Genomic DNA, 11,758 nt, shown 5'->3' with positions numbered 1-11,758 from the left:
GCTCTGGCACTGATGACGGTCATGCCAGACGTTCATTTGAACCGCCTGCTCCTGACGTTCAGCAGAAACTCGGAATTTCTCCGCCAGCACGGCTATTCACTGCGCTATGCGAGGTGCAACTCCTGAGTTCTATTGAGCTGGTGTGGGCATACGTAAAGCGCAATGTTCTGGGAAACTTCTGTGCTTGCTCCGTCTCGGCACTGAGGGAGAAGCTCCGGGGGGCGTGGCAGCGTATTCGTTACATCCGGCTACCACATCAGCTTATAGATGCAAATCTACGCCGCGATCGATAAGTGCATGTCGCTAGAATAGATGCCGACTGATGCCCCAGTTCCAGCCTGCCCGCCCGCAAGACGCCTGGTTCGTCTTTCGGGGGTTCGCATACCAAGTGGATACCACGCTAGTGCGCTGGGTGACTCTGCCGCCAGGAAGCGAACTTGTGCTGGAGTGTGGGGAGGACATCGACCACATTGCTCAGGCGGTTGTCGGCGAACAAAGGCTGCTTGAGCAGGTGAAACGCCTAGACGACAACGTCACCCTGCGAAACGGGGATGTCCTAACAGCCATCGCCAATTACATACATCACCGGTCCGCCAACCCGGGCCACTTGCTCCTCTTCCGCTTCACTTCAACGGCGGACATTGGTATTGAGCGTCCGGCGCTCTCCCCTGAGCGGAGGCCAGGTCTCGAGTTGTGGCGTGCGGGGCAACAGGAGGCCGCAGCCCAGGAGCGCCAGACCCTGCGCGCCTTTTTCACACGGGTGAACCAACCGGCAAAGGTTTCCGAAGCAGCCTGGAAGGTGTTTAAGGCCTTCTGGTCTGAGGCGAGTGATCAAGAGATTCGTGAGATGCTTGCGAGATTTGAATGGAGTTGTGGCGCCCCTGAATCTCCGGCCCTCCAGGACCTCGTGCAGGTGACGCTTTACAGTAGTGGCAGGGTCCGTTCATTGGCAGAGGCCGCCAGGCAGTACGCCAAGTTGTTCGTGCATGTGCTCCGGCTCTTGTCTGAAAGAGGCGACAAGCGCCTGCACTCCCAAGATCTATCCGCCGTCCTAGAAAGCGAGACATGGACGGAGGAAGATGAGCGGCTGTTCGAGCGTGTGCGGTCTATTGAGACCGCAGTTCACGAATTACGGGAACTCGCTGCGCGACAAGCCCTGGCTATGACCAAATTACAGGCGCAGATTGGAGTCATTGCCATTGAAGCGGGCGTGAACGTCTCGGCAACATATGTAGCCTATACGCTGCCCGACCTCAGTCCACCTCCGACACTGCCTCGTCGGTCCCTGCGTCAAGGCTCGGTGGAATACGTCTTGCGCGCGGTGGGGGACGCTCCTTGGTTCGCTCTCCATGGCGTCATCGGAGTCGGCAAAACTGAACTCGCGCTGCTGGTTGCCGCCGCCCTAGGACAGGTCAGTGCATGGATTGACTTCCGTGGTTTGAATGAGACGGCCACGACCATGCGTTTTGACGCCGTTACGGCCTCGTTGGCTGGTACGGTACCGGGGTCAGACGCCATCAAACAGGCCATGTGCAGCCTCGGCCGGGGAACGGTCCTGGTTCTGGACGATCTCCCCAGAATTCGCTCAAATGACCTAGGTCGGCGGTTGCGTCTGCTCATGCAGCAGGCCTCCGAACAAGGAGTGCGGCTGGTATCAACCAGCCATCATCCCTTACCCGCCACTCTGACCGAAGGACCGGCGGGTGCCGTCAACGTGGCCGCGCCACTGCTGGACGAGAGGGAGGTGCAGGAGGTGCTGCTGACTCACGGTATGTCCGGGGAGTCGCAGGTGGCTCGATTTATCCACGCGCTCACCGAGGGGCATGCAGCCCTTGTGACAGCCGCCGCACGCCTGCTGGCCCAGCACGGGTGGAATCTGACCAATGAGGCCCTGGAGGCCCTGCTGCGGCGGTCCTACGGTCAGGAAGTGCAGCAGGAGACAGTTGAACGGCTGCTGGAGACGGTCGCTGACAGCAGTGGGCGCGAACTGCTGTACCGCCTGACCCTTGCGCCCACCACCTTCCAATTCCGGCACGCCCAAGTCGTAGCAAACGTCCAGCCTGAAATCAGCCATCCTCGGGAAAAGTTGACTTCACTCCTGGGGTTATGGGTGCAGCAGCGCGCGCAAGGCGCCTATGCCCTGTCACCACTCCTCACACACCTTGGGGCTGACCTGACTGCTGATGTCCAGCGTGGGACACATCTGGCGCTCGCCAACGACACCCTCGCGCAGCAGACATTGGATCAATACGACGTATCCCGCGTTCTCGTACACCTGCTGGGTGCCGAGGAGCCGAACCGCGCCGGTGCCCTGTGGTTCTGGGCGGTCATGCAACTCAAGGCCCAGGGTGTGCTCGCCGAGGCTACCCTCATCACCCGCCTCTGGATGGGGCTCACTCTCCCAGCAGGAATGAGTGTTGCTCTTCGCTTTGCCATTCGCGCGCTGCAACTCCAGGTGTTCGGCAGCCAGACAGAAGACGCCTCTTTTCTGCTTGAGGAACTGCGGTCCCTGGTGGGCCAAGCCCAGTCATCGGATGCGTGGGCCTTGCTTTCCGCGTTCGCTGACCGTGAGTCCACTCTGGCTCGGCTTGATTTTCGCCTCGCGTGCGCCGTCCTTACCAAGATCACCGGCGTGACCTCCCTGGAGGGAATGCACGGCGAGCCTGTCGCGTTGCCCGAGCCGGGATTCCTGAACAATTTGATCGTGCTGCTGACACCGCGCCTGCACACCCTGGACAACGCCCTAGCCTGGTTGGAAGTTGCTGAGCACACCCATAACCAGGGCGTGTACCCGTTAGATACATCGCTGGGCTGGGAAGCGTTACGCCAAGTCGCCGAACGGCGCTTCATGGAGGAGTTCGAGCGCCCCGCAGAGCAGCAGGACTGGCGGCGTGCCCTGGACGACATCAGAACCTTTTCAGCGGCGGCCCGGGAGAGCAGTCTCCCCGTAATTTGGGCCTGGTCCGTCGAAGCGCAGGTCATCGTGCAGGGCGAACATCTTCACGACCTGAATGCCGCTCTGCAAACTGTCGAGGAGGCTCTGCGTCTCTCACGGTCTCCAGAGGACCGCGTCATCCTGTATGAGGCCGCAGGTCGGCAGTTCTTCTACCAGAGACAGTACGAGGGCGCGAAGCCGTGGTTGGCTCATGCGGTTGCGGAACCGGCAGTGCAGTGCGGCGACGTCCGGGTGCGGGCGGCCATGATGCTCAGCGCCTGTGAGGGAAGGGCCGATCCACATGAGGCGTGCCGGATAGCGACGGCCGCGGTAGGGTTCGCGCGGGGCCGGGAGGATGTGGACACCACGCTGTTTGCACGGGCATGTGGTGACGCCGCCGTTGCCGCCTGGGCAGTGGACCGGCACGTAGATGCCTATTCGGCCTGTCGCGAGGCCCTTCTGACACTGAGGCGTGAGTCAGATGAATTGCAGGGCTGGCGAGAAACGTACGTGAAGCTGCTGCATCTGGTGTCGAGGTGCGTCCTGGACCTACGGGAGAACGAGACCAGAGTCAAGCGCAGTATTGAGGCGGGCCACGGCGAGGCGTACCGCCACATCTTCGGTGCCATCCACCCGCATATCGCCGCCCGCTACAACCCGGTCAACGGCGCCCACGAAGACGCAGTTATGGCTGACTTCGCTGACCTGCTCGGTTTGGCCGATGAGGCGGCGTGGTGGGCACAGCGGGGTCTTGCGCGGCCCAACATCACGCTGGCGAGCCTGGCCTCGCTGTCCAGTCACGCCGTGGCGGGATCACTGCGGGAACAGAAGTACGGCGAGGCGCTCGACGCGGCCCTGCGTGGGGCGGCTGCCATGGTCGGCGGCATGTACGCACCACAAGGTCCCCTCGAAGTCACGGAGGCGGACCTTCACCAACTGCTCGGGTCGAGACCAGGCGCGCGGAGGGAGGAAGTGGAGAACATAGCCATTGTGTCTGGCGTGATTCCAATTGCGTTCCAGGTTGCCGACTGGATCATTCGCCGTCCCGAGCAGGGCGTTGTCATGGCCAGAGAGTGTGCCGAGTTGTGCCGCCAAACTCAGGTCAATGCTGTGTTTCCGCAGATCTGGGAAGAGTTTGCCGATGCCTTCGCTATGATGGGCTCCGATCTTGTACCGAGATCTATCGTCATTGAGCGGGCTAACCGAGCCACCCATGCAGAACAGAACTCAGTTGCGACAATATGGCAACTGCTAGCAACCTTACGAAGAGACTTCTCTATACGGGAGGCCGCCCGGCTCCACCGCAGCCACGCCACTTTCCTAAAAAGAAGCTTGCGTGGTGCCAAACATGATTTATATCATACTACTGCTTCTTTCTTTATTACCTATTGGTGTGAAAGGATTGGGAGCGAAGATTTTTCACATTATATAAATTCCAACATTCAAAATGAACTGATGACTGCAAGTGAACAACTTGATAACAAACTTGAACTCTTGCTTCAGATTCTAGAAGCTATTGAAAAAGGTAACTAGTCGAATACATAATAACGCATAGCATAACTTTGATTCCAGTGCAAGAAGATGGTGATGCCGCACCGCCTTCCTGCCAGCGTGGCGACGATTCTGCTGGATGCAGGGGTGCTGCTGGATCAGGCGCAGAAGTTCCTGCGCCACAAACGCAGTGCCATCACTCAGATGTAGGGGGTGGTTTAAGGAAGCTGCTACCAAGCGCAAAGTGAAGGCTTTCCCGAGCTACACCGGGAAGCGCCCGATCACCCGGTCGTACTCGCGCTGGGCCTCGCCCAGCGCCAGCCGCGAGTAGATTTCTAACGACTGCCGGGAAGCATGGCCGCTGTACGGCTGAATCAGCGCGTCGTCGAGGCCCTGTTTCTTGAGCCAGGTCAGCAGGAAGTGCCGCAGCTTGTGCGGCGACAGGCTGCGATCAATGTTCGCCAGAGCCGTGTAGCGCTCAAACATTCGCCGCACGCCCCGGTCGCTGTACCGGCGCTTCCACGAGGACTCGAACAGGTAGATTCCTCCCTGTTGTCGTCTCTGGCCGATATGAAGCGCCAGCGTCTCCTTGAAGGGTGCTGGGAACGGCACCACCCGGTCCTTGCTCCCCTTCCCCAGGTTTACCCGGATCTGGCAGGCGTCCAGGTCCACGTCCGCGAGGCGCATCATCACCAGTTCGGACACGCGTACACCGGTGTACAGGAAGGTCTTGATCAGCACGAGGTCAGCGGTGCGGCGCGTGCGCCACACCGCCTCGTAGAACGCCCGCACCTGCTGCTCGGTCGGCACCCACGGCAGGCGGCGCGATGGTCCCGGCACCTCCACTTCCAGTTCGGTCCGCAGGTGACGGAACACCTCCTTGAGGTAGGCGTAGTCTGGCCGCTCAGCCCGCAGCAGTTTCGCCAGTTCACGCGCTTTCTTCTTCGCCCCGGTGCGCCGCGTCTGTGTCATGCGTCCACCTCGACCTCCAGCTTGAGCCTGCGAGTCAGGTCCAGTTTGAACTCCCCGTATGGGTTGATGTGGTGGTGCATCAGGGGCGACAGGGCACGCCAGTCCTCGGCGGTCATCCGCTGCCGCCACGTCTCGCTGCCCAGCACTCGCTGGATCATCAGGGTGTTGACGTACACCAGGCTGTTTTGCAGCAGTTGCAGCGCCAGCATGGAGATTTCCTGCGCTTCGAGGTTGTTGGTGCTGATCTCCCCGCCCTTGCCGAAGAAGATGAAGTTGGTCGTGCCATTCCAAGTTTCAATGACGTTCAGCCCCTCGTGAATCTCCCGGCGCACCTCCTCCCGGTGCAGGTACTCGCAGACGAAGATGGTCCGCAGCACCTTCCCCAGTTCGCACAGGGCTGCGTAGGTCGGGTGCTGGGCGTTGGCCCGGGTGAAGCGTTGCAGGATGGCCTCGGGGTCGGCCAGCCCCAGACGCAGTGCCGTCGCGTACTTGACCATCGGCTCGTACTGCTGCCGGATGAGGTCCCAGCGGATCGACCGCTGTGCCTGCACAGCGGCCAAGTTCGGCACCTGAGCCGCGAACGCCATATTCGGCAGGTACAGCCGCTGATGGGCGATGTCCGCCAGACGGGGCATCAGTTTGAACCCCAGCAGGTGGGTGAAGGCGAAGCCCGGCTCGCTCTGCCCGTGGGTGTCTACATAGTTCTTCTCGACAGACAGCGAGGTGCAGTGGCGCAGGACCCCCTCGATCATGGCCGCCACTTCTGAAGAGGAGCAGGACTTCATGCTGGAGTAGATGCAACTGGCACGTCTCTCGACGTGCCAGTAGATCATCACCCCATCCCCGCCGTACCGGATGGACCGCTGCGTCCGCAGGTTCCCGTCCCAGGCGGCGTATTTCTTGGCATCACTGGCGCAACTGGTGGTCCCCTCGCCCCAGATGTCCGGGCGGCGCGCGGCCAGCGTGGCGTTCACGACTGCGGCGTTCGCCGCCCGCAGCGCGTCACGGTGGATGTAGTGCCGCCGGACGTACTTCAGGTCCGAGTACCCGACCCCGTCCTGCCCGGCGGCCACCCGCTTCAGTCCTGTGTTCGTCCCCAGGCCGTACAGGCACAGCAGCAAGCGCTGCTGGAGCTGGTCACGGGGCATGTTCTCGCGCGTCATGAAGCTCTTGAAGTGCGGGGTAATCCCCGCACGCCGGTCCACCTCGACCAGGACATCGAGCAACTGGGTGTTCCAGAACTGCCGCCCCACCTCACCCTTCACCGTGTCGTAGAAGGGCGGGTCCGGCTGCCGGGTCAGGGGCGTGACCACGAAGCGGCCCCCGTCCCGCGCGACCACCCGCACGCCGGGATTCTTCGGCAGGCCGTCGTGCAGCATCACCAGGGCGTCCTTGAGCTGCTGCTCCAGACCCTGCACGAAGGTATCCACCTCCTGCGGCTGTCTGAGCGCCTGGAAGTAGCTTTCTTTCCTGGCTTCGAAGTCCTGGGGCAGGTCCTTGTCGGGGTCGCGGTACTTGTCGGCCCCGATCACCCAGATTTCGCGGGACCGCAAAGCGTCCCGCAGCGCGGACAGGACGCACAGCTCGTAATTCACGCGGTTGACCCGCATTCCACCATCCGGCCCCCGTTCGAGAATCAGGTCACGGATGTTCCGGTCGATCACGCCACCGACCGGGATGTGTTCCTCGTACGGATAGATTCTCGCGTTGCTGTCCACATATCGCCCCAGCAGGCCCAGGGCGTCAATCACCGGCTGATGCCGGTGATTGTTGGACCGGAACGACAGCTCGGTGAGCAGCCAGGGGATCATCCGGCGGTAGTGGCTGCGGTAGGTGCCGCGCACGATGGTGTGGACCTGCTGCCGGAAGCCTCCCTTCTCCTTGTACTCGCGTAACAGATCACGCAGGGTCTGCTCGTCCACGACGGGGAACAGCACCTCGCGCACTGTGCCGTCGGGATTGCCCAGTGCGGCCTCCAGCAACCGCTCCAGAATGCGGTCCTTGTTGTGGACCCGCCGGAACTCGGCCACGAAGTTCCGCTCCACCCGCCGCTCGGCCTTAACGTTGATGTGGTGGACCATGTCCACCAGATGCGTGACCAGGGCGTCGGTCAGTTCTGTCATGCGGGCGACGCAGAAGGCCGCGAGCAGCGTGAGACGCACGGACGGGGTCTGGGCACGAAAGTGGCTGGGGGACTCATTGGAGGCCCGCTCGCGGTAACGGGTCAGGACGTGGGGGGCCACGTCCGCGAAGAGGGCCTGGGGGAGCTGCAACCGACGGAGCAGGCGGAGCTTCTCGATCTGCTCTTCCACGCTCTCCACGCCGCGTTTCTCCGAGTTGGTCCGCAGGTTTTGCAGGGCTGAACTACGAGGGCCTTGGCCCTCGTGGTCTTCCGGCTGGTCTTCCTCCAGCGCCGTCGGCCTCAGCAGCGCCTCCAGCCCTGCCCGGTGTTCGGTACTCAAGCGGTTGTGGATGGTCTGGCACAGGCGCAGGTCATAGTGCCGTTCCGCCGCGTCCACGAACCGCTGGAGCCGCCCGGGGCTGGGGGGCTCGATCCCGTTTTCGCGGAGCCAGCGCAGAGCAGCTTCGGTCACAGCCCCGGAGCGGGTCTCGTGCGGAACAACGGACTGGCTCAGCCAGTCCGTCAGCGTGCCCGCATCCTCGGTGGTGAACTCGCGGAACCCACAGAACGCCCGGATGTCCTGACGCTGGTAGCTGCTGTTGCGGCTGCGCCAGTTGAAGTCCCGGTACTCGTCGGTCGCCACGCCGACCTGCCGGGCGACGTACTCGACGACGGCTTCGGGCACCTCATGGGTGTTGTAGGGGAAACGGCCCTCGTGCTGGAAGGCCTTGAGCATGACGGCGAAGCCCAAGCGGGTGGGGCCGGTCTTGTTCCGCAGCAGGTCGGTCTCGGTGGGCAGCAGCGTCCAGGTGTCGATGAGTTCGTCGATGGTCCAGCGCTGCTGCATGGAGCCTCCCTGAAAAAGTGCCGGGAATCGGCAGTGACGGTACTTCCACGGGAGGGCCAGCCGCCGTGGGTGCGTGTTGTAGGGCAACCGCAGCGTACACCTCACCTCACAGCGGAGGAAGTACCGATGCCAGAGTGCAATTCGGCACTTAGTGTGCCCGATTTGTTGTTGCAATCGTAGGACCCCGTTTGGGGCTTGGCTGAGCCTGGCTGGGGAGCGTCTGAGGGGGCCGTTTCTAGCTTTCGGGTGACGAGGAATGCTTTTGCTCGATGACGAGACGTTCTTAGACAAGCCGTCCTCCTCAGAATGCAGAGGACGTGGTGGTCAATGTGCCAACCGAGATAAGCGGCAGAACGTCGTCCGTAGCTTCTCAGCCCCAAACGGCGTTTGTCAGGGATTGAGGATGCCCCTTCTAATTTACTTTCCGCCGACAAGTCCGAAGGCGGCTGCGGCGCGCTGCAATTCCATCACGGCCCGTTGCTCGTCCAGATTCACCACATTGACTTTAAGGAAAGTGTCTTGCGTTCGGTACTGCGCTTCGCAGGAGCGATGCACAGCGCGCCGAAGCAGCGGGTAATCCTCCACGACGATGTTCACAGCGTTGCAAGAGCTGAAAATTGTTCCCGTTGCCCAGGAGCGGCGGTTGAAGGACGCACGGTCAAGTTGCCCTTCGTAAGAGGCAAGGGCGGCAGGTGTACCCGACCATCGCCCTACGAGAATCGCAATGGCCGTGCCCTGTTCAGCGCTGGCCGGTGGTCGAGGAGTGGAACGAGTGTACAGCAGCAGGGCGGCTGGGGAGCGGGTGTCGTCCTGGCGGACCGCCCGCTCGACAAGTGCCTGTGTGGTCGTCCAGGTACCCAGCAGTTTGTAGCCGCTTGGTGCTGGGGGCGGGAGCCGCAAGCGCAGCAGGTTGCTTGCGGCCTGGGGCGTGCCCGTAGTGAAGTTCCGGCTCAAGTCCGGGTAGGGGCTGGCAAACATCGCGTACATGAGGCTGTCGAAGCTCAGGGTACGTGCAGCTGCGTCACCGCTTTGTGCGTGAACGGGTAGCGCCACCAAAGAGTTGAGCAGGCTGGCGGTGAGCCAACGGCGGTGAACGGGGGACATGAAAGCAGTGTTTAGCATGGTAATGAGAGTCGCGCCTGTGCCCTTTGAGGGCACAGGCGCAACCGTGGAACCAGAGAGAATCAGGCAATGCTGCTGATGTAGCTGTAGCTGGTCAGCGCGACCGGAATGACGTGTACCGAACGGGCATCACTGCCGAACAGGGTGTTGCGGTCTTCCAGGTACAACTGCGCAGAGCCGCCGCCATCCCCGGCGATCGCGTCCGTGCAACCCAGCGACTTCATGTACCCGGCCAAGTCCGTAAGGTTGATCGAGGCGCGGTAGGCAAGGATATAGTCGCCGCTGCTGTGCAGGCCCAGGCAGATGCGCTGACGGTTGACGGTGGGACCAAGCTGATCCACGCTGTACTTCCCCCAGGTGGCATCAGTGAAATTACCACCTCGCACGATGATTGGTCCAGCGGCCATACTCCAGATCAGGCTGGACGACTGCGAGTAGGCACTGTTCTCGTCGTGAAAAACCACTGCACCGTTGCCGTTAAGGCTGATCACGTCGATGTTTTTCCCAGTTACGCCATGCTTCCTGTCGCCATCGAGTACGAACAGCCCAGTCAGCTCTCCAGTAGAGAGATCGAAGAACATGAAGTTGGACCCGGCGATGGCATTGGCGTCGCCCCTTACGAACGTCGGGACATTGCGACGACCAGCACCGCTGGCGTCACCAGAGAAACGGACTTTGAAGTTGCTGCGGGGGATACGAATGGCTGGCATATCTGCACTCCTGGTGGTTCTGAATTGAAGTGGCCACTTCTGCAATCAGTATGCGGATCCATCCGTTTGAGAGAAAGAACGTTTTCTACCAGTATGCCTATCCGAATATACCAGTACATCTCTGCTTTCCCATCCAAACCAGTCAACAAAAATGCACCACAGATCTTTCCTATGCCGGGTAGAAAAGTTTTACTTTAAAAACTTTTCTACCTGTAGATTTCTTGTAGCAATGAGGTAGATTTCAGAGTTTAAAATAAGACTTGTATACACCATGCTTACTCCAGAAGTGATCACTTCAAATTTGGTTCGGGAGGTACAGCATGGCTCTTCAGGAATTTGTGAAGGTATACACGGCAGAGTCGAACTTCACGGGCATACAGGGATACATTAGCGTCCCAGCAACGCCTACGGGTCTGAGCACGTATGATTTCGTCAACTTCTTTCTTGCTTTGGACGACTATTACGAAGTTGGCCTCAGCTACGCAGATAAGGGCGATGGAAACGGCCCAGTCTGGCGCTACTTCGCCAATCACGCCAAATTTGGTCAGCAGAACCAGATTGTGAGCCCTACCAGTGAGGTCTTCGTCAAGATCGTCAACCGGGGCACGGAAGCGGACGCGACTGTACAGGACGGGCGCATCACGTTCTCTCGCACGGCCGCCGTGGCGTCCCCAACCTACTCCGGCAAGATGCTGATCGGCGGGGAGGACAACAGTGCCACGTCATCCAGCGGCTATACGCCCCGGCACCCGCAAGTGACGTTCCGCAACGTGAAGGTGCAGCGTGGCGGCGTGTGGCTTGACTGGAATGCCACCACGCAAGGCTCCCTGGGTGCCCTGGTCAACCGCACGCCTCAGTATCAGCGGCAAGGCATGGTCATCCAGAACGTACCGCTGATCGCCCAACTGACGTAACCCATGGGAAAGGAGAGGGCCAATGAAGCCCTCTCCTTTCCCGTGGCGCTTCCCGGCTTTTAGCGGAGCGTCACGGCTGCCTTGCCATTCGTCACGGTGCAAGTAAACCGCACGGTCCTGACCTGCCCGCCCTGTTGAAAGCGCGCCGTGCCTACCCAGAAATACGACTGACCGACATGGCCGGAGTTGTTGATGTTCCTGGAATAAGTGACCGGGACTCCCGCGGGCACCGTGCGGAAGCCCTGAAGGTTGCGGATGCACAGTGCCTGCCCGAGTTCCTGGTCTGGCAAGAGACGTGAGGGGAGTGGCACGTCTCTGCCACCAGCGCCCGCAACACTGGCAGCCAGAATGGCAAGGGCACAGATCATCTTACGCAGCATGGTCGTCATTGTATAGGTGGCTTGTTGGCGATGTCCCAGTAATACAGAATCGCTTCGTTACGGCTACTCACGCCCAGCTTCTGAAACACGCGTGTCAGGCCGTTTTGTACGGTCTGATTGGCAATTCCCAACTCACGGGGTACTGCTCCAGAAAATCCTTCAAGCGGCGTTGCGAGACTTCGCCGTCTCCAAGAGCCTAGCCCAGGGGCAGGCGTAGCCCAAGGCGGAGTGCAGCCGGACGTGGTTGTACCAGGTGCGAAAGGTC

The 11,758-nt window shown here is 60.9% G+C and carries 8 protein-coding genes; 2 read left to right on the top strand and 6 right to left on the bottom strand.

Going from position 1 to position 11,758, the window contains the following annotated elements:
• Positions 1 to 412: 412 nt before the first annotated feature.
• Positions 413 to 4,468, top strand: coding sequence for a MalT transcriptional regulator family protein (locus F8S09_RS17200; protein WP_152872661.1), 4,056 nt, complete (start codon positions 413 to 415; stop codon positions 4,466 to 4,468).
• A gap of 219 nt (positions 4,469 to 4,687) precedes the next feature.
• On the opposite strand, the gene F8S09_RS17190 is transcribed toward F8S09_RS17200, so the two are convergent.
• The 4 genes from F8S09_RS17190 to F8S09_RS17175 form a co-directional block, all read right to left on the bottom strand.
• Positions 4,688 to 5,398 (bottom strand): tyrosine-type recombinase/integrase, encoded by a 711-nt coding sequence (locus F8S09_RS17190; protein WP_104992252.1) that lies wholly within the window; start codon positions 5,396 to 5,398, stop codon positions 4,688 to 4,690.
• Positions 5,395 to 8,367, bottom strand: coding sequence for a Tn3 family transposase (locus tag F8S09_RS17185; RefSeq protein ID WP_104992253.1), 2,973 nt, complete (start codon positions 8,365 to 8,367; stop codon positions 5,395 to 5,397). The genes F8S09_RS17190 and F8S09_RS17185 overlap by 4 nt, the downstream gene beginning before the upstream one ends.
• Before the next feature lie 417 nt (positions 8,368 to 8,784).
• Positions 8,785 to 9,471 carry a hypothetical protein gene (locus tag F8S09_RS17180; RefSeq protein ID WP_146160796.1) on the bottom strand — a complete coding sequence of 229 codons (687 nt, stop codon included), beginning with the start codon at positions 9,469 to 9,471 and terminating at the stop codon, positions 8,785 to 8,787.
• A gap of 80 nt (positions 9,472 to 9,551) precedes the next feature.
• The gene (locus F8S09_RS17175) at positions 9,552 to 10,199 is read right to left on the bottom strand and encodes a phosphodiester glycosidase family protein (protein WP_104992255.1); all 648 of its coding nucleotides are present in this window, start codon (positions 10,197 to 10,199) and stop codon (positions 9,552 to 9,554) included.
• Positions 10,200 to 10,519: 320 nt separating this feature from the next.
• On the opposite strand from F8S09_RS17175, the gene F8S09_RS17170 reads away from it, so the two are divergent.
• Positions 10,520 to 11,113 (top strand): hypothetical protein, encoded by a 594-nt coding sequence (locus F8S09_RS17170; protein WP_107139585.1) that lies wholly within the window; start codon positions 10,520 to 10,522, stop codon positions 11,111 to 11,113.
• A gap of 59 nt (positions 11,114 to 11,172) precedes the next feature.
• Here F8S09_RS17170 and F8S09_RS17165 read toward each other — a convergent pair whose 3' ends face one another.
• Positions 11,173 to 11,493 carry a hypothetical protein gene (locus F8S09_RS17165; protein ID WP_104992257.1) on the bottom strand — a complete coding sequence of 107 codons (321 nt, stop codon included), beginning with the start codon at positions 11,491 to 11,493 and terminating at the stop codon, positions 11,173 to 11,175.
• Positions 11,494 to 11,498: 5 nt separating this feature from the next.
• Positions 11,499 to 11,624: a LuxR C-terminal-related transcriptional regulator gene (locus tag F8S09_RS17830; RefSeq protein ID WP_194165424.1), complete on the bottom strand. Its 126-nt coding sequence runs from the start codon at positions 11,622 to 11,624 to the stop codon at positions 11,499 to 11,501.
• Between the last annotated feature and the right edge of the window lie 134 nt (positions 11,625 to 11,758).

The organism is Deinococcus terrestris (assembly GCF_009377345.1).
GTDB classification, from domain to species: domain Bacteria; phylum Deinococcota; class Deinococci; order Deinococcales; family Deinococcaceae; genus Deinococcus; species Deinococcus terrestris.
The sequence above is the reverse complement of the archived record's forward strand: the minus strand, read 5'-3'. Positions and strand labels throughout refer to the sequence as shown.

Coding starts and splice junctions, on each gene's coding strand:
- F8S09_RS17165 (WP_104992257.1), bottom strand. CDS start 11,493: ATGCTGCGTAAGATGATCTGTGCCCTTGCCATTCTGGCTGCCAGTGTT.
- F8S09_RS17180 (WP_146160796.1), bottom strand. CDS start 9,471: ATGTCCCCCGTTCACCGCCGTTGGCTCACCGCCAGCCTGCTCAACTCT.
- F8S09_RS17190 (WP_104992252.1), bottom strand. CDS start 5,398: ATGACACAGACGCGGCGCACCGGGGCGAAGAAGAAAGCGCGTGAACTG.
- F8S09_RS17185 (WP_104992253.1), bottom strand. CDS start 8,367: ATGCAGCAGCGCTGGACCATCGACGAACTCATCGACACCTGGACGCTG.
- F8S09_RS17170 (WP_107139585.1), top strand. CDS start 10,520: ATGGCTCTTCAGGAATTTGTGAAGGTATACACGGCAGAGTCGAACTTC.
- F8S09_RS17175 (WP_104992255.1), bottom strand. CDS start 10,199: ATGCCAGCCATTCGTATCCCCCGCAGCAACTTCAAAGTCCGTTTCTCT.